The 26,754-nt window shown below is 72.2% G+C and carries 9 protein-coding genes; 3 read left to right on the top strand and 6 right to left on the bottom strand.

Translation table 11 applies throughout. From position 1 onward, the window contains the following. Positions 1 to 30 precede the first annotated feature (30 nt). The 4 genes from ABGB12_RS16380 to ABGB12_RS16365 all read right to left on the bottom strand — a co-directional run bounded on the left by ABGB12_RS16380 (position 31) and on the right by ABGB12_RS16365 (position 21,220). Positions 31 to 3,852 carry an amino acid adenylation domain-containing protein gene (locus ABGB12_RS16380; RefSeq protein ID WP_347678689.1) on the bottom strand — a complete coding sequence of 1,274 codons (3,822 nt, stop codon included), beginning with the start codon at positions 3,850 to 3,852 and terminating at the stop codon, positions 31 to 33. Then, complete coding sequence (locus ABGB12_RS16375; RefSeq protein ID WP_347678687.1) at positions 3,849 to 11,531, bottom strand: amino acid adenylation domain-containing protein; 7,683 nt, start codon at positions 11,529 to 11,531, stop codon at positions 3,849 to 3,851. Before ABGB12_RS16375 ends, ABGB12_RS16380 begins: the two co-directional genes overlap by 4 nt. Continuing rightward, positions 11,516 to 19,399 (bottom strand): amino acid adenylation domain-containing protein, encoded by a 7,884-nt coding sequence (locus ABGB12_RS16370; RefSeq protein WP_347678685.1) that lies wholly within the window; start codon positions 19,397 to 19,399, stop codon positions 11,516 to 11,518. Before ABGB12_RS16370 ends, ABGB12_RS16375 begins: the two co-directional genes overlap by 16 nt. A 348-nt stretch (positions 19,400 to 19,747) precedes the next feature. Then, positions 19,748 to 21,220: an amino acid adenylation domain-containing protein gene (locus ABGB12_RS16365; protein ID WP_347678683.1), complete on the bottom strand. Its 1,473-nt coding sequence runs from the start codon at positions 21,218 to 21,220 to the stop codon at positions 19,748 to 19,750. Between the two features lie 346 nt (positions 21,221 to 21,566). On the opposite strand from ABGB12_RS16365, the gene sbnA reads away from it, so the two are divergent. The 3 genes from sbnA to ABGB12_RS16350 all read left to right on the top strand — a co-directional run bounded on the left by sbnA (position 21,567) and on the right by ABGB12_RS16350 (position 24,663). Beyond that, entirely contained in the window at positions 21,567 to 22,535 is a 969-nt protein-coding gene (sbnA, locus tag ABGB12_RS16360) for a 2,3-diaminopropionate biosynthesis protein SbnA (protein WP_347678681.1), read from the top strand. Between the two features lie 94 nt (positions 22,536 to 22,629). Beyond that, complete coding sequence (gene sbnB / locus ABGB12_RS16355; RefSeq protein WP_347678679.1) at positions 22,630 to 23,655, top strand: 2,3-diaminopropionate biosynthesis protein SbnB; 1,026 nt, start codon at positions 22,630 to 22,632, stop codon at positions 23,653 to 23,655. Positions 23,656 to 23,883: 228 nt separating this feature from the next. Next, complete coding sequence (locus tag ABGB12_RS16350) at positions 23,884 to 24,663, top strand: acyl-CoA thioesterase domain-containing protein (protein ID WP_347678677.1); 780 nt, start codon at positions 23,884 to 23,886, stop codon at positions 24,661 to 24,663. A gap of 18 nt (positions 24,664 to 24,681) precedes the next feature. On the opposite strand, the gene ABGB12_RS16345 is transcribed toward ABGB12_RS16350, so the two are convergent. Continuing rightward, a complete protein-coding gene (locus ABGB12_RS16345) occupies positions 24,682 to 25,845 on the bottom strand; it encodes an ABC transporter permease (RefSeq protein WP_347678675.1) in 1,164 nt (387 codons plus the stop codon). Continuing rightward, positions 25,842 to 26,732, bottom strand: coding sequence for an ATP-binding cassette domain-containing protein (locus ABGB12_RS16340; protein WP_347678673.1), 891 nt, complete (start codon positions 26,730 to 26,732; stop codon positions 25,842 to 25,844). The genes ABGB12_RS16345 and ABGB12_RS16340 overlap by 4 nt, the downstream gene beginning before the upstream one ends. Positions 26,733 to 26,754 lie beyond the last annotated feature (22 nt).

Genomic DNA, 26,754 nt, shown 5'->3' with positions numbered 1-26,754 from the left:
GGGTCCTTCCGTACCGGGGTGAGGGGATTTTCAGTCTTTCAAACGGTCCGCCAGGACCGCGCCGATCTTCGCGACCGCTTCCGGTTCCATCAGGAAGTGGTGCTCGACGTCCAGGTCATGCCGCTCGATGCCGCGCACGTAGGAGGTCCAGACCTCCGGCTCCGGCGAATCGGGCAGCAGCCCCTGGGTGGCCCGGAAGAACAGCAGGTCCGCCGGGACGGGGCCGGAGGGGACGTAGCCGTCCACGATCCGCAGCCCGTTCTCGTAGGTGCCGTAGACGGCGAGCAGCTGTTCTTCCTCCAGGGTCGCGAAGGCGTCCTCGCGCTTGCGGAGTTCCGCGATGATCGCGGCGACGTCCGGGTTCTGCAGGTCGCCCGCGACCTTCTCGTCGATGCCGATCGCCTCCAGCAGTTCGGGGACGACCTCGCGCTCCTCGGGAGCCAGGTTCTGGGAGTGGAAGGAGTCGAGCATGCACAGCACTCCCACTTCCTCTCCCAGTTCGCCCAGGACGCGGGCGGCCTCGAACGCGATGAGGCCGCCGAGCGACCAGCCCAGCAGATGGTAAGGGCCGGAGGGCCGTACCTTGCGCAGTTCGGCGACGTAGTCCTCGGCCATCTCCCGGATGGACCCGGCCCGGTACGCGGGTTCGCTGAGCGTCCGCGACTGCAGGCCGTAGACCGGCCGTCCCGGCAGGTAAGGCAGCAGCGCGAAGTACGGCCAGGACAGGCCGGAGGCCGGGTGCACGCAGAACAGCGGCGCCTTCTCCCCCGTAGTCCGGATCGGCAGCAGCACGCCGAGGCCGGCCTCGGGCTCGTCCTCGGCCGCCAGCAGGCCCTCCACGGTCTGGTGGGTGAAGACCATCCGGGGGGTGAGGTCGAAGCCGGCCTCCTTGGCGCGGGCCGCCAGGCGCAGCGCGGCGATGCTGTCGCCGCCCAGGTCGAAGAAGCTCACGTCCGCGAACGCCTGCGGCAGGCCGAGCACCTCGGCGAACAGCCCGCAGAGCTCCTCCTCCCGCGGGGTGCGCGGCGGCCGTCCGGCGAGCGCGAGGTCGGGGGCGGGCAGCGCGGCGCGGTCGAGCTTGCCGCTGCCGTTGAGCGGGAAGGCCTCCAGCAGCACGACGGCGGCCGGGACCATGTAGGACGGCACGCTCTCGCCCAGGAAGCGGCGCAGGTCGTCCGGGTCCAGCAGGCAGCCCTCGTGCGGTACCGCGTAGGCGACGAGCCGCCGCTCCCCCGGCCGGTCCTGGCGGGCCAGCACCGCCGCCTGCGCGACGTAGGGGTGGCCGCCCAGGGCCGCCTCGATCTCGCCCAGCTCGATGCGGAATCCGCGGATCTTCACCTGGTGGTCGGCCCGGTCCAGGTACTCCAGCAGGTCGCCGCGCCACCTCACCAGGTCGCCGGTGCGGTACATGCGCTCGCCCGGCTCCCCGAAGGGGCAGGCGACGAACCGCTCGGCGGTCAGGGCAGGCCTGCGCAGGTAGCCGCGGGCCAGGCCCGCGCCCGCCAGGTACAGCTCGCCGGGGGCCCCGTCGAGCACCGGCCGCAGCGCCTCGTCCAGCACGTACAGACGGGTGTCGTCCAGCGGCCCGCCCAGCGGCGGCGCGTGGTGGGCGTCCAGCACCGAGCGCATCGACTGCATGGTGGCGTAGGTCGTCGCCTCGGTCGGCCCGTAGACGTTGTAGAGCTCGATGCCTGGGCAGGCGTCCAGGACGGCCCGCATGGCGTGGGCGTTGCCCGCCTCGCCGCCGGTGTGGAGGCGGGTGAGCCCGGCGAAGACCTCCGGCCGTTCCGCGGCCATGAGGTTGAACAGGCTCGTGGTGACGAACGCCGTGGTGAGGCGCTCCTCCTCGACGATCCGGGCGAAGCCCTCGGTGTCCAGCTCCCCGCTCGGGGCGATGACGGCGGTGCCGCCGTTCAGCAGCGGCGTCCACATCTCGTAGGTGGAGGCGTCGAAGGCGTGGGCGGAGAACACCAGCACGCGGTCGCCGCCGACCTTGACCTCGTCGTCGGTGACGAAGTCGACTACCTCGCGGTGGGCGATGCCGACGCTCTTGGGCAGGCCGGTCGAGCCGGAGGTGAAGATCGCGTAGGCGAGCCGGTCCGGCGTGACCGGGGCGGGCGGGAGGACCGGGCCGTCGACCGGCAGGTCGACCCGGACGGTCCGGGCCTCGGGGGTGAAGCCGGGGTCGGCGAACGCCTCGTCGATCAGCAGCACGGGCGCGCCGCTCTCGCGCAGCGCCCAGGCCCGGCGCTCGGCCGGGTAGCTGTGGTGGATCGGCACGTAGTAGCCGCCGGCCTTGAGGACGGCCAGGGTCGAGACCAGCACCTGCGGTCCGCGTTCCAGCAGCATCGCGACCGGGGTCTCGGGTCCGACGCCCAGGTCCGCCAGGTGCCCGGCGAGCCGTCCGGACCGCTCGTCCAGCTCCGCGTAGGTGATCGACTCGCCGTCGTGGCGGATCGCGACGGCGTCCGGCCTCTCGGCGGCCATCCGTGCGAACCGGGCGGTGACGGACACGGCTTCGCGCCCGCTGGGACGGCCCTGCCTGGTCCTCACCCGCTCGCGTTCGGAGTCGGTGAGCAGGTCCAGGCGGGCCACCGTCAGATCCGGCCGTTCGGCGATGGCTTCCAGAACTCCGCGCAGCCGTCCGGCCAGGCGCTCGGCCTCCTGCGGGGTGAACAGGTCGGGCCGGTAGTCCAGCCGGACCGTCAGTTCCCTGCCCGGGACGGCGGCGAGCGCGACCGGATAGTGGGTGGCGTCGTGCATGGTCGCGGAGGAGATCCTGACCCCGTTCAGGTCGGTCGCCTCGGCGTCGGGGTCGAAGGGGTAGTTCTCCAGCACCGTGACGGTGTCGAACAGCGCGCCCAGCCGGGTGAGGCCCTGGATCTCGGCGAGGCCGAGGTGGTGGTGGGGCATGAGGTCGACCTGCTCGCCCTGGACCCGGCGCAGCGCCTCGGCGAGGGTGTCGCCGGGCGAGACCCTGATCCGGACCGGCAGGGTGTTGATGAACAGCCCGACCATCTGCTCGATCCCCGCCAGCTCCGGCGGGCGTCCGGAGACGACGCCGCCGAACACCACGTCGCTGCGGCCCGTCTCCACGCCCAGCACCAGGCCCCAGGCGAGCTGGAGCACGGTGTTGAGGGTGACGCCCTCGGTGCGGGCGCGGGCGGTCAGCGCGGTGGTGAGCTCCTCGCTCAGCACCACCTGGAGTTTCTCGGGGTCGACGGTACCGGCGGAGGGCCGCGGGCGGATCAGGGTGGGCTCCTCCACACCCTCCAGCGCGCGGTGCCAGGCGGCCTCGGCGGCGGCGCGGTCCTGGCGGGCGACCCAGGCCAGGTAGTTCTTGTACGGGGTGACCCTCGGCAGCACGGAGGCGTCGCCCCCGGTGAGGTAGAGGGCGAACAGTTCGGTCTGCAGGATCGGGGTGGACCAGCCGTCCAGCAGGATGTGGTGGTTGGTGAACACCAGGTGGTGGACGTCCGGCGCCGAGCGCACCAGCGTGAACCGCAGCAGCGGCGGTCGGCCCAGGTCCCAGCCGCGCGCCCGTTCCCGCGCGGCGATCTGGGCCACCTCGTCGACGGGCGCCTCGATCTCTTCGAACGGCACCTTGACGGTCTTGGCGACGAGCTGGACGGGGTCGCCCTGCTTGCGCTGGCGGAACGCCGACCGCAGGTTGGCGTGGCGGGCGACGAGCGCCTGCGCGGCGGTCCTGAGCGCACCGGTGTCCAGGGGGCCGTCCAGGCGCAGGACGACCTGCGCGGAGTAGACGTCGGCGTCCGCGTCGAACAGGGCGTGGAAGAACAGCCCCTGCTGCAGCGGCGACAGCGGCAGAACGTCTTCGAGGTTGCCGCTCACAGGTCCCAGTCCTCCAGCTCCGATGCGAACTCGTCCAGTTCGTCCTGGCTGACCGACACCAGGTCGATGTCGGACGGGGTGAAGCCGCCCGCGCCGTCCTGCGCGGCGTGGCGGACCAGTCCGGTCAGCGCGGCGAACCACAGGTCCGCCAGCTCCCGCACCTCGGCCTCGGACAGCAGGCCGCCGGCCCACGACCAGGTGGCGCTCAGGCGCGGCCCGGACGGGGTGTCGTCGGTGTGGCAGTTGACCTCCAGCGCGTGCGGCAGCGCGAGCCCGGGGTCGTGGCCGCCGCCGAGCGCGTCGCTCAGCTCCGCCGGGGCGGGCGACCACTCGCCGCCGTCCCCCGCCGTGACCCGGCCGAGGTAGTTGAACGCCAGCTGCGGCGAGCCCGCCCCCGCCAGCTTCTCCGCGGTCTCGGAGTTGACGTACCGCAGCAGGCCGTAGCCGATGCCGCTGTCGGGCGCCTCGCGCAGCTGCTCCTTGACCAGCTTGATCGCGGTGCCGACCGCCGGTCCGCCCGCGTCGACCTCGTCCCAGGCGAGCTGCCCCGGGTCGAGCCGGACGGGGTGGATGCTGGTGAACCAGCCGGACGTTCGGGACAGGTCCACCCCGGGGATGATCTCCTCGCGGCCGTGGCCTTCGAGGTCCACCAGCACGGCGGACCCCTCGCGCTTGCCGTGCCGGGCGCGCCATTGGGCGACGGCCAGCGCGAGCCCGGTCAGCAGCACGTCGTTCACCCTGCCGTGGAAGGCGGCGGGGACGCTGGACAGCAGCGGGTCGGTGACGTCCTCGCCGAGCGTCACGGTCAGCTCCCCCGCGGTGGCGAACGTGTCGCGTGCCGGGTCGAGCGGCCGGGAGCCCAGCAGCGGGTCGGGGGCGGAGGCGACCTCGGCCCAGAACGGCAGTTCGGCGACCCGGCCCGGCTCGGACGCCTCGGCGGTCAGGCGCTGCGCCCAACGGCGGAACGAGGTGTTCACCGGCTGGAGCTCCGCCCCGCCGAGGGCGGTCACCAGGTCCGGCAGGAGGATGCGCCAGGAGACGCCGTCCACGACCAGGTGGTGGGCGGTGAACAGCAGCAGGCCCGGCTCGTCGCCGGCGTCCAGCCAGTGCAGCCGCGTCATCTCCCCGGCGGCGGGGTCGAGCGCGGCCCGGGCCTCGGCTCCGGTGCGGGCCAGGGTTTCGGCCAGCGCCTCGCCGGACAGGCCCGTGATGTCCACGACCTCGACGAAGGCCTCGCGGGCGCCCTTCTCCCGCACCTCGTAGACGCCGCCGTCCACCTTCAGCCGGAGCATGTCGTGGTGGTCGAGCACTGCCCGGTAGGCGGCGGTGAGCCCGTCGACGTCCAGGCGCGGCGGCACGCGCAGCAGCATCCGCTGGCTGTAGGCGGAGGTCGGGCCTTGGAGTTCCTCGAACCAGCGCATGATCGGGGTGGCCGGGACGGGGCCGATCCCGGCACCCTCCGGTTCGGCCTCCACGGTGTCCTCGTCGGCCGGGCGGGCGATCGCGGCGAGGTCGGCGACGGTCTGGTGCTGGAACACCTCGCGCGGCGTGACGACCAGACCGGACTGCCGGGCGCGGGAGACGAGCTGGATCGCGATGATCGAGTCGCCGCCCAGGTCGAAGAACCCGTCGTCGATGCCGACCCGCTCCAGGCCGAGAACCTCGGCGAACAGCGCGGCGAGGGTCTCCTCCTGCGGAGTGCGCGGCGCGCGGCCGGACACGTTGGCGGAGAAGTCAGGCGCGGGCAGCGCCCTGCGGTCGAGCTTGCCGTTGGCGGTCAGCGGCAGCGCGTCCATGGCGACGACGGCGGCCGGGACCATGTAGTCGGGAAGGTCCTGGTTGACGAACCGGCGCAGTTCCGCCGAGTCGACCGGCCCGCCGACGACATAGGCGACGAGGCGCTTGTCGCCTGGCCGGTCCTCGCGGACGATGACCGCCGCGTCGGTGACGGCCGGGTGGCGGACGAGGGCCGCCTCGATCTCGCCGAGTTCGATCCGGAAGCCGCGCAGCTGGACCTGGTCGTCGGCCCGGCCGAGGTACTCCAGGCCGCCGTCGCGCCGCCAGCGCCCCAGGTCCCCGGTGCGGTACATGCGCGAGCCGGGCTCGCCGAACGGGTCGGCCACGAACCGCATCGCCGACAGGTCGGGGCGGTTCAGGTAACCGCGCGCCAGGCCCGCGCCCGCGACGTACAGCTCGCCGACGGTCCCGGCGGGCACCGGCTGGAGCGTGTCGTCCAGCACGTAGATCCGCAGGTCCGGGATGCCGACTCCGATGATCGAGCCGGGCGCCTCCTGGCAGTAGGCGCGGTCGAGCGCGATGTGGGAGACGTGCACGGTCGTCTCGGTGATGCCGTACATGTTGACGAGCACGGGCGCGTCGTCGGCGTGGCGGGAGTACCAGTCCTCGAGCCTGCCGAGTTCCAGCGCCTCGCCGCCGAACACCACGTACCGCAGGCTCAGCTCGAGGCCCGGGTTCGCGGCGTCCGCGGCCATGAGCTGGTAGAAGGCCGACGGCGTCTGGTTGAGGACGGTGACCTTCTCCGCGGACAGGAGCCTGAGGAAGTCCTCCGGGGACCGGGACGTCAGGTACGGCACGACGACGAGGCGTCCGCCGTGCATCAGCGGGCCCCACAGCTCCCAGACGGAGAAGTCGAACGCGTAGGAGTGGAACAGGGTCCACACGTCGTCCGGGCCGAAGTGGAACCACGGCTCGGTGGAGGACATCAGCCGGATGACGTTCTGGTGCGGGATCACCACGCCCTTGGGGCGGCCGGTGGAACCCGACGTGTAGATGACGTAGGCCGGGTTGTCCGGGGACATCGGCACGTCCGGGTTCGCCGGGTCGTGGGAGTCCAGGTCCGCCGACTCCAGCAGCGCCGCGTCGACGGTGAGGACGGGCCGGGAGTCCTCCAGCATGTAGGCGATCCGGTCGGCCGGGTAGTCCGGGTCGACCGGGACGTAGGCCGCGCCCGTCTTGAGGACGGCCAGGACGCCGACGACGAGGTCGAGGGAGCGCGGCAGGGCCAGCGCCACGAACTCCTCGGGGCCCGCGCCGTGCGCGATCAGGTGCCGTGCCAGCCGGTTGGCCCGCTCGTTCAGCTCCCGGTAGGTCAGGGACGCGCCCTCGCAGGTGACGGCCGCCGCGTCGGGCGTGCGCGCGGCCTGGGCTTCGACCGTCGCGTGGATGGTCGTCCGGGGCGCGGCCGGAGCCGTCCCGCTGACGGCCAGGTCCTGGAGGATCGTGCGGCGTTCCTCGTCGGTCAGCAGGCCGGCCGCGCTGATCGGCGCGTCCGGGTCGGCGACGACGGCGGCCAGCAGCCGCTCCAGCCGTCCGGCCAGCTCCGTCGCGGTGGCCGGGTCGAAGAGGTCGAGCGCGTACTCCAGCCCCGCGGCGATGCCCGCCGGGGAGCCGTCGGCCGCGTGCCTCTCCTCCAGGTACAGCGACAGGTCGTACTTCGCCGCGCCGACGCCCAGGTCGAGCGCCTCGACGGTCAGCCCGTCGAGCTCGGCCCTGGCCTCGGGGTTGTTCTGGAAGGACAGCGCCACCTGGAACAGCGGGTGCCGTCCCATGTGCCGGGCCGGGTTCAGCGCGTCCACGAGCCGTTCGAACGGCATGTCCTGGTGGGCGTAGGCGGCCAGGTCACTCTCGCGGACCCGGGCGAGGAGTTCCCGGAAGGACGGGTCGCCGGAGGTGTCGGTGCGCAGGACGAGCATGTTCACGAACATGCCGATCAAGTCGTCCAGGGCCTCGTCGGTGCGCCCGGCGATCGGCGAGCCGACCGGGATGTCGGTGCCCGCGCCCAGCCGGGTGAGCAGCGCCGCGTAGGCGGCCTGCATGACCATGAAGAGGCTGGCGCCGCTCTCGCGGGCCAGGGCCGTCAGGCCCCGGTGCAGTTCGGCGTCGAGTTCGAAGCCGAACGTGGCGCCCCGGTAGGACGACTGGGCCGGGCGGGGCCGGTCGGCGGGCAGCTCGAGCTGGTCGGGCAGCCCGTCGAGGGCCGACTTCCAGAACGCGGTCTGCCGGGACAGCAGGCTCTCGGGGTCGTCCTCGGAGCCGAAGAGCTCCTGCTGCCAGAGCGTGTAGTCGGCGTACTGGACCGGCAGCGGGCTCCAGGCCGGCGGCTCGCCCCTGCGGCGGCCGTCGTAGGCCACGACGACGTCGCGGGCGAGCGGGGCCATGGACCAGCCGTCGCCGGCGATGTGGTGCAGCACCAGCACCAGCACGTGGTCGTCCTCGGCCAGGCGCAGCAGCCCGACGCGGAACGGCGGCTCCACCGACAGGTCGAAGCCCCGGCCGGCGATCGCGGCGAGTTCGGCGGGCAGCGCGGCCTCGGTGGTCTCCACGACGTTCAGGCGCGGGACCGCGACCGCGGCGTCCAGGACGAGCTGGCGCGGGGTGCCCGAGGTGTCGGGGAAGACCGTCCGCAGGGGCTCGTGCCGGGCGACGACGTCGGCGAGCGCGGCGCGGACCGCCTCCACGTCCAGCGCGCCGCGCAGCCGCAGCGGCACCGGCACGTTGAAGGTGGCGGACGGCCCCTCGAGCCGGTTGAGGAACCACAGCCGCTGCTGGGCGTAGGACAGCGGCACGTTCGCCGGGCGCTCCCCGCGGGTGAGGGCGGGGCGTGCCGTCCCCTGCGCCTCCTCCAGCCGGGCGGCGAGGCCCGCGACGGTCGGGGCCTCGAACAGCGCGCGGATCGGCAGTTCGACGCCGAGCACCGAGCGCACGCGGCTGATCAGCCGGGTGGCGGTGAGGGAGTCGCCGCCCAGGTCGAAGAAGGAGTCGTCGACGCCGACCTTCCCCGCGCCGAGGATCTCGGCGAAGACCCCGGCGAGGATCTCCTCCCGCGGGGTGCGCGGGCCGCGTCCGGCGCCCAGGCCGAGGTCGGGTGCGGGCAGCGCCCTGCGGTCGAGCTTGCCGTTGGGGGTCAGCGGCAGCTCGGGCAGGATCACGATCGCCGGGACCATGTAGTCCGGGAGGGTCTCGGCGACGAACGCGCGCAGTTCCCTGGCCGTGGTCTCGTCGCGGGTGACGACGTAGCCCGCGAGGCGTCTGTCCCCGGGCCGGTCCTCGCGGGCGACGACCGCGGCCTGGGCGACGGCGGGGTGCCGTTCCAGCACGGTCTCGATCTCGCCGAGCTCCACCCGGAAACCGCGGATCTTCACCTGGTCGTCGGCGCGGCCCAGGTACTCCAGGGTGCCGTCGGGCAGCCACCGGACCAGGTCGCCGGTGCGGTACATGCGTTCGCCGGGCGCCCCGAACGGGCAGGCGACGAACCTCTCGGCGGTCAGGTCGGGGCGGCCCAGGTAGCCGCGGGCCAGGATCGGCCCGGCGACGTACAGCTCTCCGGGCACGCCCGCCGGCACCCGGCGGAGCGCTCCGTCGAGCACGTACGGGCGGCTGTTGCGGAAGGCGGTGCCGAGGTTCGGCTTCGTCCCGGGGACGAGCGGGCCGTTGAAGAAGTCGACGGTGGCCTCGGTGGGCCCGTAGAAGTTGCGCGCCTCCAGGGAGGGCAGTGCCGCGAGCTCCTCCCACAGCGCCTCTCCGACGGCCTCGCCGCCCAGCAGCACCGTGGAGACGCCCGCTTCGAGGACGCCCAGTTCGCGCAGCGCCTGGAAGTGCGACGGGGTGGTGTTGACGAGGTCGATGCGGTGTTCGGCCGCGTACCGGACGAACGCCTCGGAGTCCCGGCGGGTGGCGTCGTCGACGATGTGGACCTGCTGGCCGTGGACCATCGCGAGCAGGCCGTGCCAGGAGGTGTCGAAGGAGAACGACGCGGTGTGGGCGAACCTCACCCGCCGTCCGGCCTTCTCCGCGACCGGTCCCCAGAAGCCGGCGGCGTGGCCGTCGTGGTAGTTGACCAGGCCCCGGTGCGGGACGACGACGCCCTTGGGCCGTCCGGTGGAGCCGGACGTGTAGATGACGTAGGCGGCGCTGTCGGGGTGGATCGCCACGCCCGGGTCGGTGGCGGGGTGCGCCGGGTCCGTCTCGGCGAGCTCGGCGAGCCACTGAGGCGTGATCTCCAGGGCGGGCGCGGAGTCGGCCCGCATGTAGGCGATGCGGTCCTCGGGGTACTCCGGGTCGATCGGCACGTAGGCGGCGCCGGTCTTGAGCACGCCGAAGATCGCGACGACGAGGTCGGCGCCGCGCGGCAGCCGCAGCGCGACCCGCTGCTCGGCGCCGATGCCCCGGGAGAGCAGTGCGCGGGCGAGCCGGTCGGCGCGCTCGTTCAGCTGCGCGTAGGTCAGGGTGGCGTCGGCGGCGACCAGCGCGGTCTCGTCCGGGATGCGCGCGGCCTGCGCCTGGAGCAGTTCGACGACCGAAGGCGCCGAGGGCTCCCCGGCGGGTCCCGTCCAGGAGTCCAGGAGGGAGCGTTCGCCGTCCGACAGCAGGTCCAGGGAGGACAGGGGCTGGTCGGCGTCCTCCAGCACGGCGTCCAGGAACCGGCGGACGCGGTCCAGCAGCCGCCCGGCCTCCTCCTCGGTGAAGACGTCCGGCCGGTAGTGCACCCGCAGCGACAGCCGGTCCCCCGGCATGATGACGAACGACAGCGGGAAGTGCGTGGCGTCGTAGGAGTCGAAGCCGGTCAGGCGCAGTCCGCCCAGGGTGCCGTCCATCGAGGACGGGTCGAACGGGTAGTTCTCCAGCACCGTCATGGTGTCGAACAGGACGCCGTGCCCGGCCGCGCGCTGGATCTCGGTGAGGCCCAGGTGGTGGTGGGCCAGCAGGTCGGTCTGCTCCTCCTGGAGCCGCTCGAGCAGCTCCGCGAGGCTGTCGGACGGGTTCAGGCGCACCCGGATCGGCAGGGTGTTGATGAACAGGCCGATCATCTGCTCGACGCCCGGCAGGTCGGCGGGGCGTCCGGAGACGGTGGAGCCGAACACCACGTCGTCGCGGCCGGTCAGGGAGCCGATGACGACGCCCCAGGCGGCCTGGAGCAGGGTGTTGATGGTGACGCCGTTGCGGCGGGCGACACGGGTCAGCTTCTTGGTGGCGGACTCGTCCAGCTCCGTCAGGACGCGGTGCGGGATGACGGCGGGCAGCTCGGCGGCCTGCGGCGCGACGAGCGTCGGCTCGTCCACTCCGGCCAGGGCCTCCTGCCAGGCGGCCTCGGCGGCCTTGCGGTCCTGCCCGGCCAGCCACTTGAGGTAGTTCTTGTAGGGCGTGGGGCGGGGCAGGCCCGTGTCGGTGCCGCCCGACAGGTAGAGCGCGAACAGCTCGGTCGCCAGGACGGGCGTGGACCAGCCGTCCAGCAGGATGTGGTGGTTGGTGAAGATCAGCTTGTGCCGCTCGGCGCCCAGCTTCACCAGGACGAACCGCAGCAGCGGCGGCTCCATCAGGTCGAACCGGTGCGCGCGCTCCTTCAGGACGAGGTCGCGGGCCTCCTCCTCGGTGGCCTCCACCTCGAACCAGGGCAGGTCCACCACGCGGGGCACGACCTGCACCGGGCGGCTCACGTCCTGGTCGGTGAAGGCGGCCCGCAGGTTGGCGTGCCGGCGCAGCAGCGTCTCGGCCGCGCCGCGCAGGGCCGCCACGTCCAGCGGCCCCTCCATGTCGAGCGCCAGCTGCGCGGTGTAGACGTCCCGCTCGTCGTACTTGGCGTGGAAGAAGAATCCCTGCTGCAGCGGGGACAGGGGGAGGATGTCCTCCAGGTCGCGGCCCGCCGTCACTTCGCCCTCCATGCTGCCTGCAGTTTGTCGATCTCCGACTGGTCCAGCTCGACCAGCAGGTCGGAGCTGGTGAAGCCGCCCGCGCCCTCGTCCCGCGTGTGCGCGACCAGGCCGCGCAGCGCCTCGAACCAGGCCTCGCCGAGCCCGCGGATCTCCTCCTCCGAGAAGAGCGCCGAGGGCCAGGACCAGGTGACGGCCAGTTCGGGGCCGCCGGGGCGGTCGCGGGTGATGGCGTTGACCTCCAGGAGGTGCGCGGCCGGCAGGCGCGGGTCCTCTCCGGAGGGGAGCCGCTCGGGCGCGGGGCTCCAGTCGCCGTCGTCCTCGCCGACGCGGCCGAGGTAGTTGAACGCGACCTGCGCGCCGGGCAGGTCGGCGAGCTCCTCGGCGGTCTCCTCGTTGAGGTACCGCAGCAGGCCGTAGCCGATGCCGTTGTCGGGCACCTGCCGCAGCTGCTCCTTGACCCGCTTGAGCGACTGGCCGGCGGCCGCGCCGCCGGAGGTGATCTCGGTCCACTCGGCCTGGCCCGGGTCCAGGCGGACGGGGTGGATGCTGGTGAACCAGCCGACCGTGCGGGACAGGTCGACGCCGGGGACGATCTCCTCGCGGCCGTGGCCTTCGAGGTCGACCAGCAGGCCGGTGCCGCGTCCGCCGCGCTGCTTGCGCCAGTGCGCGGCGGCCAGCGCCAGGGCGGTGAGCAGCACGTCGCCCACCCGTCCGTGGAAGGCCGCCGGGACCGTGGTGAGCACGGCCTCGGTGGTCTCGGTGTCCAGGGTGAGGTCGAGGCCGCGTACCGTCGCGGCGGTGTCGACGGCCGGGTCGAGCGCGCGGGAGGCGAGCCTGGGGTTGGTGCCCTCCACCAGGTCGAGCCAGGTGTCGAGTTCTTCGACGCGCGCGGGGTCGGCGGCCTCCGCGGTGAGGCGCTGCGCCCAGCGCCGGAAGGACGTCGGGACGGGCTCCAACTGCGGGGCCCGGCCCATGACGGACGCGCCCCACGCGGTGACGAGGTCGGGCAGCAGGATCCGCCAGGACACGCCGTCCACCACGAGGTGGTGCAGCACGGCCAGCAGCCGGCCCTGGACGCCGGGTCCGGCGTCGAGCCAGACGAGCTGGGCCATGACGCCCGCGGCGGGGTCCAGGCGGGAGGCGGCCAGGGCGACCTGCTCCTCCACGGTCGTCTGGAAGTCCCGGGCCGGGGCGTCGCCGCCGGAGAGGTCGACCCGGTGCACCAGCCCGTCCGCGCGCACGGCGCCGACCGGCTGGACGACCGGCTGCCAGTCCTCCAGGCGCAGCCGCAGCACGTCGTGGTGGTCGAGCACCGTCTGCAGCGCGGCGGTCAGGTGGTCGGTGCCCAGCTCGCCGGGGACGCGCAGCAGCATCGCCTGGTGGAAGCCGTCCATGACGCCGCCGCGCTCGCGCAGCCACGCGATGATCGGCGTGATCGGTACGGGGCCGATGCCCGCGCCCTCCGGCTCGACCTCGACCGCGTCGTCCTCGCCCGCCTCGCGGGCCAGTTCCGCCAGCGCCGCGACGGTCTGGTGCTGGAACACCTCGCGCGGGGTGACGACCAGCCCGGCCTGGCGGGCGCGCGAGACCAGCTGGATCGCGATGATCGAGTCGCCGCCGAGGTCGAAGAAGCCGTCCTCGGTGCCGGGCCGCTCGGGCAGGCCGAGCACCTCGGCGAACAGATCGGCGAAGACCTCCTCCCGTTCGGACGCCGGTGCGCGGCCCTCTCCGACCTGGACGACCGGGGCGGGCAGGGCACGCCGGTCGAGCTTGCCGTTGCCGGTGAGCGGAAGCGCCTCCAGGGCGACGAACGCGGCGGGGATCATGTAGTCGGGCAGGTCGCGGTTGGCGAAGGCGCGCAGCTCGGAGGTGTCGAGCCGCGCGTCGGGCTCCGCCGAGGCGTTCACGATGTAGGCGACGAGGCGCTTGTCGCCGGGACGGTCCTCACGTGCGATCACCGCGACGTCGGTGATCTCCGGGTGCTGGGCCAGCACCGCCTCGATCTCGCCGAGCTCGATGCGGAAGCCGCGGATCTTCACCTGGTCGTCGGCGCGGCCCAGGTACTCCAGGGCGCCGTCGGGCAGCCACCGGGCCAGGTCGCCCGAGCGGTACATGCGCTCTCCCGGCGCGCCGAACGGGTCGGCGACGAACCGGGACGCCGTGAGGGCCGCCTGGCCGTGGTAGCCGCGCGCCAGGCCGGGACCGGCGACGTACAGCTCGCCCACGACGCCGGGAGGGGCGGGCTGGAGCCGTCCGTCCAGGACGTACACGCGCAGGTCCGGGATGCCGACGCCGATGACCGAACCGGGCGCGCTCTGGCAGTACACCTCGTCGAGCGCGATGTGGGAGACGTGCACGGTCGTCTCGGTGATGCCGTACATGTTCACCAGGACGGTGTCGCGTCCCCGGGCGTACCAGTCGGCCAGCCGCTTGAGCTCGAGCGCCTCACCGCCGAAGATCACGTACCGCAGGGCCAGGTCGCGGCCGTCGTCGGCGGCCATGAGCTGGTAGAACGCCGACGGCGTCTGGTTGAGCACGGTGACGCGCTCGCGGGCCAGCAGGTCGAGGAACTCCTCGGGGGAGCGGCTGACGGCGAACGGGACGACGACGAGCCTGCCGCCGTACAGCAGCGGGCCCCACAGCTCCCAGACGGAGAAGTCGAACGCGTAGGAGTGGAAGAGCGTCCAGACGTCGTCCGGGCCGAAGCCGAACCACTGCTCCGTCGACGTCATGAGCCGGACGGCGTTGTGGTGCGGGACCACGACGCCCTTGGGATGGCCCGTGGAGCCCGAGGTGTAGATGACGTACGCGGGGTTGTCCGGGGACATCCGCACGTCCAGGTTCTCGGCCGGGTACGCCTCCCCGTCGAACGAGGAGAGCAGTTCGGCGTCCACGGTGAACACCGGCGCGGAGTCCTGGAGCGTGTAGGCGATGCGCTCTTGCGGGTAGTCCGGGTCGATCGGCACGTACGCCGCACCCGTCTTGAGGACGGCGAGCACCGCGACGACCAGGTCCGCCGAACGCGGCAGTTTCAGCGCGACGAACTGCTCCGGCCCGGCGCCCAGCTCGACGAGCCTGCGGGCGAGCCGGTTGGCGCGGGCGTTCAGCTCCCCGTACGTGAGCGTGACGTCCTCGTAGGTGACGGCCGGGGCTGCGGGGTTCCGGGCGGCCTGCTCCTCGAAGACCGCGTGGATCGTGCGCCGCTCCCCGGACGCGGGGAGGGCGCCGCCCGCCCACTCGTCCAGGATCACGGCGCGCTCGTCCTCCGACAGCAGCGGCGCGGTGCCGATCGGGGCGTCCGGGTCGGCCAGCAGCCCGGTGAGCAGCCGCTCGAACCGGGTGATCAGACCGCGGGCGGTGGCCGGGTCGTACAGGTCGAGCGCGTACTCCAGTTCGCCGTCCAGGCCGGCAGGCTCGCCGCCGGGACCGAACCGCTCGGTGAGCACCATCAGCAGGTCGAAGCGGGAGACGGCGCCCCGCAGCGGCTCCTGCTCCGCGGTGAAGCCGTCCAGCTCCAGCCGGGCCTCCGGGTTGTTCTGGAAGGTGAGGCCGTTCTGGAACAGCGGGTGGCGGCCCATGTGGCGCGGCGGGTTGAGCACCTGGACCAGGCGTTCGAACGGCAGGTCCTGGTGGGCGTAGGCGGCCAGGTCGGTCTCCCGCACCCTGCCGATCAGCTCGCGGAACGTGGGCTCGCCCGAGACGTCCGTGCGCAGGACCAGCATGTTCACGAACATGCCGACCATGTCGTCCAAGGCCTCGTCGGTGCGTCCGGCGATCGGCGAGCCGACCGGGATGTCCTCACCGCCGCCCAGTCGCGAAAGCAGCACCGCGTAGGCGGCCTGCGCCACCATGAACGGGGAGCTGTTGGTCTGCGCGGCCAGCTCGCCGAGACGGCGCTGGACGTCCGCCGAGAGGCGGAAGTGGACGGTGGAGCCCCGGTAGCTCGCCTCATCCGGCCGGGGCCGGTCCGAGGGCAGTTCCAGTTCCTCCGGAAGCCCGGCGAGGGCCTCCTTCCAGTAGGCGATCTGCCGGGACTGCAGGCTGTCCGGGTCGTCCTCGGAGCCGAGGAGCTCCTGCTGCCAGAGCGTGTAGTCGGCGTACTGGACGGGCAGCGGCTCCCATTCGGGGGCCCGGCCCGCCGTGCGCGCGACATAGGCGGAGATGAAATCCCTGGCCAGGGGCGCCAGCGACCATCCGTCGGTCGCGACGTGGTGCATGAGCAGCACCACGACGTGCAGGTCGTCGGCCAGGCGCAGGAGGTGGGCGCGCAGCGGCGGGTCCACCGAGATGTCGAACGGGTACCCGGCGATCTGGGCCAGCGCCATGGGGAGCCCGGCCTCGGTCGCGTCGGCGACCTCGATCCGCGGGGCGGCCGCGGCCGGGGCCAGGATCTGCTGGCGCGGGGTGCCGCCGGAGTCGGGGAAGATCGTCCGCAGCGACTCGTGGCGTTCCACCACATCGGCCAGGGCGGCGGCGAAGGCCGCGTACTCCAGCGGCCCGGTCAGCCGCAGCGCCAGCGGGATGTTGTAGGTCGCCGAGGGGCCCTCGAACTTGTTGAGGAACCACAGCTGCTGCTGGGCGTAGGACAGCGGGATCTGCGCGGGGCGCTCGGCCGGGACCAGCGCGGGCCGCGCCGGGGCTGCGGCCTCCCCCTCCAGCCGGGCGGACAGGCCCGCGACGGTCGGGTGCTCGAACAGCGTCCGCAGGGGGATCTCCACGCCGAAGGCGGTCCTGGCCTTGGCGACGACCCGCATGGCCAGCAGCGAGTTGCCGCCCAGGGCGAAGAAGTCGTCGTCCACGCCGACCTCGGCGACTCCCAGCAGCTCGCCGATGATCCGGCACAGGACGCGTTCCCGCTCGGTGGAGGGCGCCCGGTAGGCGGCGTTCTCCAGGACCAGCAGCGGTTTGGGGAGGTTCTTGGTGTCGACCTTGCCGTTGGGGGTCAGCGGCAGTTCGTCCAGCACCATGACCGCCGAGGGGACCATGGCCTTGGGCAGGTGCTCCTGCACGAACGCGCGCAGTTCTTCGGGGCTGACCGTCTCGCCGGGCGCGGGCACCACGTAGGCGACCAGCCGCTTGTCGGTCGCGGGGAGGGCCGGCGCGGGCAGCGCCCCGCGTTCGAGCCTGCCGTCGGGGGCCTGCGGCAGTTCGTCCAGCACCACGACCGCCGAGGGGGCCAGGTGCTCGGGCAGCAGGCCGGAGGCGAACTCGCGCAGCCGCCCGGCGTCCGGGTCCGCGCCGGGCACCGGCACGGCGTACCCGACGACGCGGACCCGTCCCGGCTGGTCCTCGCGGACCATCGCGACGGCCTGGGCGACCTCCGGGTGGGACGTCAGCGCCGCCTCGATCTCGCCCGGTTCGACGAGGAAACCGCGGACCCGGGCCTGATCGCCGAGGTACTCGATGTCCCCGTCCGCGTTCCACCGGGCCAGGTCGCCGGTGCGGTACATGCGCTCGCCGTCGCCGAACGGGCAGGCGACGAACCTCTCGGCGGTCAGGTCCGGGAGGCCCAGGTAGCCGCGGGCCAGGCCCTCACCGGCCAGGTACAGCTCGCCGGGCACGCCGACCGGGACAGGCCGCAGGCCGGCGTCCAGGATGTAGGCGCGGGTGCCGGCCAGGGGGCGGCCGATCGGGACGGTGTTCCCGGGGTCGCCGTCCCTGAACCAGCCGATGGCGTGGACGGTGGTCTCGGCCTGTCCGTAGAGGTTGGAGATCCGGGCGCCGGGCGCCAGCTCGCGCAGCCTGCGGACGAGCCGCGGGGACGGCGCCTCCCCGGACAGGACGATGTCGCCGGCCGCCAGGTCCGGCTCGTTCCGGGAGAGCATCGCGGCCATCGCCGTGGGGGCTCCGCTGATGAGCGAGCCGCCGCGTCCGGCCGCCTCCGCCAGATCGCGGACGGCTTCGACGCGTCCGCCGAGGGTGAGCGGGACCAGCCATTCCAGGAGCGAGGCGCCCGAACTCGGCGAGGTCGACCACAGGACGTGGCGCAGCCGTTCGGGGCCGAAGGCTCCGGCGGCCCGGGCGCAGAGGTCCGCGAGGTTGGCGTGGGTGAGCACCACGCCCTTGGTGTGTCCGGTGGAGCCCGCGGTGCAGCCGATGTAGGCGGCGTCCAGGCGGTGCGGTACGACCGCGACCGGACCGGTCTCCTCCGGGAGGTCGCGGGGGTCCAGGACCGTCACGCCGTCCGGCAGGCGGCCGGTCCCGGTGGCGAGGACGACCGCGGGGGCCGCGTCCGCGACCATGTGGGAGATGCGGTCGGCCGGGTGGTCCGGGTCGAGCGGCAGGAAGGCGGCTCCGGCCTTGAGGACGGCCAGGGCCGCGACGGCCAGCTGCGCGTCGCGCGGCAGGCCGATCCCGACGATCCCGTCGGGCTTCACACCGTGCTCGAGCAGCCGGCGGGCCAGCCGGTCGGAGCGCTCGTCCAGCTCCCGGTAGGTGTAGGAGACCTCGGCGTCGCCGATGGCGACGGCGTCGGGGGTGCGCCGCGCCTGAGCGCGGAACAGCTCGGGGACGCCGTCCCCGGCGGCCTCCCGGCCGGTGTCGTTCCAGGTCCGCAGGACCAGCTCTCGCTCGGCGTCGTCCAGCAGGTCCAGGTCGCACAGCCGGGTGGCCGGGTCCGTGTCGGCCATGGCCTTGAGCAGCCGCAGGTAGCGCTCCTGGTGCGCCTCGACCTCGGCTTCGGTGTAGAGCTCGGGGTGGGCGTCGAAGTCGATGCGCGCGCCGCGGCCGTCGGCGGCGTCGAAGATGGCGATCGCCAGGTCCTCGATCGGGCCGTTGCTCAGCGGGTACTGGGTGGCCTTCAACCCGCCCCAGTCGGCGGTGTAGTCGTAGGCCATGATGTTGATGACCGGGCCGTGGATGCGCTGCCCGACCAGCTTGAGGTCGCGGATGAGGTCCTCGCGCCGGTAGCGCTGGTGGCGCAGCAGGCGGGCGGTGGCGCGGGCCGCCTGCCGGGTCAGCTCCTCGATCGTCATCTCGGGCCGCACCTCCAGGCGCAGCGGCAGAATCGAGGCCATGTGGGTGGGGGTCTCCCGGGCCAGCCGGGTGACCCGGCCGGAGACCGCGATGCCGAGGATGACGTCGTGGGCGCCGGTGGTCTTGGCGACCAGCGCGGCGGAGGCGGCGATGGCCAGGCCCGGGGTCGCGGTGCGCAGCCTGCGGGCGCCGGCGGCCAGCCGCCGCGTCTCCTCCTGGCCGAACATGGCGGTGCGGCGCAGGTACCGGTCGGTCGGCTCGGCGGTCCTCTCGGTGAGGGAGACCGCGTCGGGCCGGTCGGCGAACCGCTCGGCCCAGTAGGCCCTGTCCGCCTGGTACCGCTCGGACTCGCGGTACTCGGCCTCCTCCTGCAGCAGGGCACGGTAGTCGCCGTGCCGCTGCGGGACGTACTCCTCGCCCCGGGCCAGGGCCGCGTACACCTCTGAACCCCGCCGGTTGAGGAACGCGCCCGAGTACCCGTCGATCATGATGTGGTGGCCGCGCATGAACCACCAGTGGAGGTCGGGTGCCAGCCGCAGGAGGCGGCTGACGTACAGCTCGTCGCCCATCAGGTCGATGGGGCTGTGCACCTCCGCCTCGATCCAGGCGGCCGCCGCGGCGCGGGGATCGTCCTCACCGCTGAAATCGATGAGAGGCATCGCCGCCGGCGGGGCGTGGTCGATCGTCTGATAGGGGATTCCGTCTTTCTCCACCAGCCGGAACCACAGCGCCTCGCCCTCGTGGGCGCCGATCCGCACCGTCTTCTCGAACAGCTCTGGATCGAAGCGGCCCTCGATCTCGATGTACTGGGCGACGCAGAACGGGATTTCTGGATTCAGGTGCTGGAAATACCAGACCGACTGCTGCGCGGCCGACAACGGAAGAAGCTCTGAAGACGACATGAAGAATTGCTTTCGCGATGGCGGGGTGATTTTAGCTGTGCGCGACGGGTTACCAATCAAGAAAGCGGATTCCCGGCCCCTTTCCCACAACGTCTATAAACTCCAGCACGGTCGCCGCTATTTGCCCGTTTAGCAGCGCTGTCCCGCCCGTGAAGCCCCCGGTCCACTACTCATGTGTAGCGGGGTCACAGTCAACCAGCATGCAACATGCTTCGCAATCCTCCCATAAGTGGAACTTAACGGGCGTGATTACTCACCAAGGTGACAAGAAACGGGATGTGTGACCACGCCGTCACCGGGCGGCCCTCCGCCCGGTGACAACGACCCCACGAGAAGGCGATCGACCCGTTACAGGTCCGTGGCGAAGTCGTGCACGACCACCGCCGCGGCGCCGACGCTCGGGTGGCGCTGCAGCACCGCCTCGATCTCGCCCAGCTCCATCCGGACGCCGGCTATCTTCACCTGCCGGTCGACCCTGCCCAGGTACTGCAAAGCCCCTTGTGGCAGCACCTTCACCGCATCGCCCGTCCGGTAGAGGCGGCCGGTCGGCGAGGGGCCGAAAGGCGAGCGGAAGAAGGCGTCACGGGTGCGGTCGTGGTCGCCGAGGTAACCGCGGCCCACGCCGTGGCCGCCCACGAACAGCTCACCGGTCTCCCCCGGCTCGCAGGCGTACCAGTGGTCGTCGCCCTCCTTGCGCAGGACGTACAGATCGGTGTTGATCACCGGGGTGCCGATCGGAAGGCGCAGCAGCTCCAGGTCACCGAGCGTGACGATGTGATGGGTCACGTCGTCGGAGCACTCGGTGGGGCCGTAGGCGTTCACCAGGCCCGCCTGCGGCATCTCCAGCAGCCATCGGCGCGCCACCTCGGTGGGCAGCTCCTCACCGGTGGCCAGCATCCAGCGCAGGCCCGACAGACGCGCGCCCCCCTGCGCGGCCAGATCGTCCAGCAGCAGCCTGACCATGGTGGGCACCAGCTCCACGATGGTGATCCGCTGCCCGTCGATCGCGTCGGCGAAGGCCACCGAGTCGTAGGAGACCTCATCGCTGATCACGTGCACCTGGCCGCCGTTGACCAGCGGGCAGAGCATCTGCCAGATGGAGATGTCGAAGCCCAGCGGGGCGGTCTGGGCGACCACGTCCCGATCATCCATCTCCAGATCGACGATCTTGGCGTAGAGGTGGTTGACCATGCCCTGGTGCTCGACCACCGCGCCCTTGGGCTTGCCGGTGGAACCGGAGGTGAAGAGCATGTAGCGGGGCTGGTCGATGCCCTCGAGCCGGGCCTCGCCCTCCCACCGCGGGCAGCCCGCGGCCTCGCGCGCCCGCACGATCGGCACCCCGGCCTCGGCGGCGCCCTCGACCAGCTCGGGCGTGACCTCACCGGGGTCGGTGTTGAACAGCAGCACCGCGCCGGCCTGCTCCAGCACTCCGGCGACGCGCCTGGCCGGCCAGTTGGCGTCCGCCGGGACGTAGACGGCGCCGAGCAGCTCCAAGGCCAGGAACGCGGCGATGACGGTGACGCTCCGTACACCGCCGACCGCCACGACCGTGCCGGGGAGCACGCCCTCGCGCTCCAGCAGCGCGGCGATCCGGCGCGCCTCGTCCGCCAGTTCGGCGTAGGAGAGCGCACGGGTCTCGTCGCGGACGGCGGGGCGGTCCCCCGCCGCGGCGATGCGCTCCACCCGGGTGATCACCGCGTCGGACAGGTCGACCTCGTGCACACGGCTCATGGCGAACTTCCGCGCGCGCTCGACCTCTTCGCCGGAGATGGCGAGCTCCGACAGCGCGGTTTGCGCGAGCAGTCCATCCAAGATCGTCAAGAATCCGCTCCCAACCCTCCGGCGATTAGCCGATTATGTGTGCTTTAGATGATAGACGGGGCTTGCAGGGCAAGATGCCCTACTGTACGGTAATCAGCGCTGCGGTGATAGGGGTCACTTCATCACCCGAAGAAGTAAGGGAGCACGCCACAGGAGTTTCGGAGGGGCAGCGAGGTTTCCGGGGCGGCCTCAGCTTTCAGCCAACGGGGTGTTGATAATCGGAGAATTCAGGCTGAAGGCGCGTGCGGCCGGGATTCCGAAAAGGTGGCGGAACATTTCGTTACGCCTTGGCGGATTCCAGGTTCTCTGAACTTTTATTTGTCAGTCGGTTGTTGTCGTACAGAGGGTGTCGGGCAACGTGCCTATTATTAGCTCCCCACAAGAGTTCAACGTCGAGGATCTGTACGTCGACCTACGGTCCGTACTCGATTCCCCGCTGTACTTGAAGTGCGAGGGGTTCAACTTCGCCGGCTCGGTGAAGCTCAAGGCCGCGGCCGAGATGATCGCCGCCGCCGAGCGCAGCGGCGTGATCACCGAGGGATCGGTGCTGGTGGAGTCCTCGTCGGGCAACCTGGGCATCGCCCTGGCCACGATCTCCGCCAGCAAGGGCTACCGGTTCGTGTGCATCACCGACCCGCGCTGCAACACCGCCTCCCAGCGGGTCATGCGGTCGCTGGGCGCCGAGGTCAGGGTCATCACCCAGCAGGACGCCAACGGCGGATATCTGGAGAGCCGCATCAATCACGTGCGGGAACTCTGCTCCTCCAGCGAGCGTTATGTCTGGCTCAACCAATACGCGAATCCGAACAACTGGCGGGCCCACCACCGCCACACCGCGCCGGCCATCGACCGCGCCTTTCCCGAACTCGACGTCCTGTTCGTCGGGGCGGGCACCACGGGCACGCTCATGGGCTGCGCACGCTATTTCAAGGAGCACGGCAGGCCCGTCACGATCGTGGCGATCGACGCGGTCGGCTCGGTCACCTTCGGCGGCATCCCCGAGCGGCGCATGGTCCCCGGCCTGGGCACCAGCACCCGGCCCGCGCTGGTCGACGAGTCCTACATCGACGACGTGGTACACGTCCCCGAGCCCGACACCATCGCCACCTGCCACCGCCTGGCGGCCCGCGGCTTCCTGTTCGGCGGCTCCACCGGCACCGTGATCAGCGGCGCCCAGCGCTGGCTGAACGAGAAGTACCCTGGGGAGGAGCCGGTGGCCGTGGCCATCTCCCCCGACCTGGGCGAACGCTACCTGGACTCCATCTACGACGAGGACTGGCTCGCCGAGCACTTCGGGGACCAGGGCCGCGGCTGACCCCTCCCACCCCTCGCCGGCGGACCCTCTCCAGGGTCCGCCGCCCTTGTTCACCCGTCCCTTCACGCATCTCACACATCTCTTGGAGCAGTCCATGACCCAGGCCCCCGCGTTCTCCGTCATCTCCGGGGAGCAGGTGCACAACGCCCTCCACGGTCGCGAGAAGCAGCTGACGGCCATGGTCGAGGCGGCTTACCGGCTGCACGGCGAGGCGCAGACGGTCAACCCCGACAGCTACTTCCTGCGCTTCCCCGACCGCCCCAACAGCCGGATCATCGCGCTGCCCGCCAGCGTCAAGGGCGACGTGAACGTGCACGGCATCAAGTGGATCTCGTCCTTCCCCGACAACGTCGCGGCGGGCATCCCCCGGGCCAGCGCCGTCCTCATCCTCAACGACACCGAGACCGGCTACCCGTTCGCCTGCCTGGAGAGCTCGATCATCAGCGCCGCCCGCACCGCGGCGTCCGCCGCCCTGGCCGCGGTCACCCTGGCCGCCAAGCGCGGCGTCACCCCGCGCAAGGTCGGGTTCGTCGGCGTCGGCCTGATCGCCCGCTACCTGCACACCTACTTGGTGGGCAACGGCCTGGAGTTCGACGAGCTGGGCGTCTTCGACCTGGCCCCCGAGCACGCCGAGGGCTTCAAGGGCTACCTCGAGCGCACCGAGAAGGGCCGGGTGACCATCCACGACACCGTGGAGTCCCTGCTCACCTCCTCGGACCTCATCGTCCTGGCGACCGTCGCGGGCGAGCCGCACATCCTCGACCCCGAGCTGCTCTCGCACAACCCGCTCGTCCTGCACGTCTCCTTGCGCGACCTCTCCCCCGAGATCATCCTGTCGGCCTACAACGTCGTCGACGACGTCGACCACTGCCTGAAGGCCGGCACCTCCCCCCACCTGGCCGAGCAGAAGACCGGCAACCGCGACTTCGTCGATGGCACCCTCTACGACGTCCTCGTCGGCAAGACCACGCCCCCGGCCGACAAGCCCGTGATCTTCTCCCCCTTCGGCCTCGGCGTCCTCGACCTGGCCGTGGCCCGCTACGTCTACGACCAGGTCACCGCCTCCGGCGACCTCCAGACGATCCCCGGCTTCTTCCACGAGATGAAGCGCTACGGCTGATCCCGGCGGCCGGGCGCCCCGCGGCGTCCGGCCTCACCGGCGCCGCCGCCCGCTGAGGAATTCGCTTAACGGACAGTTCACGGCGCAGAAACCTCTCTGGACGCTCGGCCTCAATAGTGTCCACCCTGACGGTCGTCCGGCACCGCGGCGCGGTGGTGCCGGAGGCCGTGATCTTCTTGGAACGTACCCGGGGAAACGGCGCCGCGAAGCCGCGTGCATGATGGGCGGATGCCCTCGTTCTTCACCCTCTCCGGTTTCGAGCTGATCCCCGCCCCGCACGCCCGCGGGCCCTGGGCCCCCGACATGCTGCACGGGCGTCTGCTGGGCGGACTGCTCGCGCGGGCGATCGAGCGGGAGCACGGGACGGACGAGCTGCGGCCGGCCCGGCTCACCGTGGACCTGTACCGCAGCAGCAAGCTCGTACCGTTGACGGTGAGCACCGAGCCGGTGCGGGACGGGCGGCGGATCCGGGTGGCGGACGCCTCCGTCACCGGCCCCGACGGGACGATCGCACGCGCGAGCTGCGTCATGTTGAGGCCCGGAAGCCACCCGCCGGGGACCGCCTGGACCCCCGAGCCCTGGGACGTGCCCTCCCCCGACGAGCTGGGCGAGCCCAACCCGCGCGAGGGCGGCGGCATGCCCACCTTCGAAATGTGGCGGATCGGCGAAGGGAACGGCGACTGGAACGGGGAGCAGCGCCGCCGCGTCTGGATGCGGGAGGCGCAGCCGCTGGTGGAGGACGAGCCGCTGTCGCCGTTCGTCCGGGTCGCGCTCGCCGCCGACCTGGCCAGCCCGATCGCGCACTGGAGCACGCGCGGGCTCAACTACATCAACGCCGACTACACCATCAACCTCAGCCGGATGCCCGAGGGGGACGTCCTCGGTCTGGAGGCCGGAGGCCACCTGTCAGCCGACGGCATCGCCTCCGGCCACTGCGTCCTGTACGACCTGTCCGGCCCCCTCGGGTACATCAACACCATCGCGCTGGCGAACCGGCGCCTTCGCTGAGGCCCGCCGCAGCGGGCCTCAGCCCGCGCGCATAGCCTCTTTCAGGCTGATCCGGCCGCCCGTGCGCAGCACCGAGTTGGAGTAGATCCGCCCGGCGAGCCACACCAGCGCCCCGACCGCGACCAGGGACACGCCGAGGGCGAGCGCCTGCTCCCACACCGGCGCCCCGAAGACCGCGCGGACGGGCATGAGGAGCGGTGCGAAGAGCGGGACGAACGACAGGATCCGTACGAGGAGCCCGTCCGGATCGTTCGGAACCAGCGTGAAGCACATGACATAGCCGGCCATCAGCAGGACCTGGATGGGCGCGCCCACCCCGCCGATGTCCTCCTGGCGGGAGACCGTGGCCGCGGCCGCCGCGTAGAGCAGCGCGTACAGCGCGTACCCCGCGACGAACCAGACCAGCGACCACACGACGGTCCCCGCCAGGTCGCCGACCGGCAGGTCGAGCGCCCCGGTGGCGATCTGCGCCCCGACACCCGCCGCCACGACCAGTCCCATCTGGAGGAAGCCGAGGAGGCCGAGCCCGAGCACCTTGCCCGCCATGAGCTGCCAGGGGCGGACCGAGCTGAGCAGCAGCTCCACCACCCGGCTGGACTTCTCCTCGACCACTCCCTGGGCGACCAGGATCCCCGAGGCCTGGAGCATGATGAACAGCAGGACCGCCAGGCCCATCGCCAGGCCCAGCCGGAGTTCGCGCAGCTCGTCCACGCCCTCCAGGGAGACCACCTCGACGGCGGCCCCGGCGACCGCCTGGTTCACCTTCGCCGGGTCGACCCCCGCCTTGACCAGTTCGCCGTTCAGGGCGGACTGCTGGGCCAGGGCGGACAGGGCCGCCTCCAGCCGCTCGTCCGGCTCGCCCTTGACCACCATCCGCAGCGGGCCGTCGAGCACCAGCGCGTCGAGTTCGCCTTCGCGGACCAATCGCTCGCCCTCCTCCTCGGAGGGGACGTTCTCGGTCTCCAGCTCGAGCTTCATGGCCGAGGCCACGGCGGTGACCTGGCCGCCGAAGCCCTCCTCGACGAAACCGACCGTCGTCGCCGAGCCTCCCAGGAGCTTTATCCCGATGAGGAGCCCCGCCACGAGGACCATCATCACCGCGGTGCTGATGACGAACATCTTCGTCCGCAGGCGGGAGAGCTCCCGTGCCGCGATCAGCCGTACCTCTGTCAGCGCGTTCACGCCTTATCCCCCGTCACGACGTCGCGGAACAGTTCGGTGAGTGTCGGGCGCCGCCAGCCGAACTCGCGGACGCGCCCGGCCGCCAGCGCGGCGCGCAGCAGGTCCTGCTCGTCGGCGTCGGAGGCGAGGGCGAACAGGTCGCCCTCCCGCGCCAGGACGCCCGGCACGGTGTCGGCCCAGCCGTCCGGTGCGTCCTCCACCCGGCAGAGCAGCCGTGCCTCGCCGTGCTCCTGCAGCTCGGCGGCGGTGCCGACGGCGACCATCCGGCCGTCGCGGATGATGCCGACCCGGTCGCAGAGCCGTTCGACGAGGTCGAGCTGGTGGCTGGAGAAGACCACGGGGACGCCTGCGGTGCTCTTGTCGCGCAGCACCTGGCTCATCACGTCGACGGCCACCGGGTCCAGACCGGAGAAGGGCTCGTCGAGAACGAGGATCTCCGGGTCGTGGACGAGCGCCGCCGCGAGCTGGACGCGCTGCTGGTTGCCGAGGCTGAGCTTCTGCACCTCGTCTCCGCCGCGTTCGGCGACGCCGAGCCGCTCCAGCCACTCGTCGGCCGAGCGCCGCGCCGCCGCGACCGTCCACCCCCGCAACCGGGCGAGGTAGACGAGCTGCTCGCGGACCTTCATCTTCGGGTAGAGGCCGCGCTCCTCCGGCATGTAGCCGATCTTTCGGCGGGTGTCCTCGTCCAGCGGGGCGCCACCCCAGCGGACCTCCCCCGCATCGGCGGCCAGGACGCCGAGGACGATCCGCATGGTGGTGGTCTTGCCCGACCCGTTGCTGCCGACGAAGCCGAACAGCTCGCCTTCCCCCACCTCGAAGCTCAGCTCGTCGAGGACCCTGCGTTCTCCGTACGATTTCGTCAGATGATCCAGTGTCAGATTCCCCATAGGGGGACAAGATTGCCGGAAA

The organism is Actinocorallia sp. B10E7, assembly GCF_039871655.1.
GTDB lineage: Bacteria > Actinomycetota > Actinomycetes > Streptosporangiales > Streptosporangiaceae > Actinocorallia.
Note: the sequence above shows the minus strand (reverse complement) of the source record. Positions and strands in the feature narration are given on the sequence as shown.

Bases quoted from the DNA above. Each gene is read 5' to 3' on its own strand.
- sbnB (WP_347678679.1), top strand. From the start codon at position 22,630: ATGACCCAGGCCCCCGCGTTCTCCGTCATCTCCGGGGAGCAGGTGCAC.
- ABGB12_RS16370 (WP_347678685.1), bottom strand. From the start codon at position 19,399: ATGTCGTCTTCAGAGCTTCTTCCGTTGTCGGCCGCGCAGCAGTCGGTC.
- ABGB12_RS16350 (WP_347678677.1), top strand. From the start codon at position 23,884: ATGCCCTCGTTCTTCACCCTCTCCGGTTTCGAGCTGATCCCCGCCCCG.
- ABGB12_RS16340 (WP_347678673.1), bottom strand. From the start codon at position 26,732: ATGGGGAATCTGACACTGGATCATCTGACGAAATCGTACGGAGAACGC.
- ABGB12_RS16375 (WP_347678687.1), bottom strand. From the start codon at position 11,531: ATGGAGGGCGAAGTGACGGCGGGCCGCGACCTGGAGGACATCCTCCCC.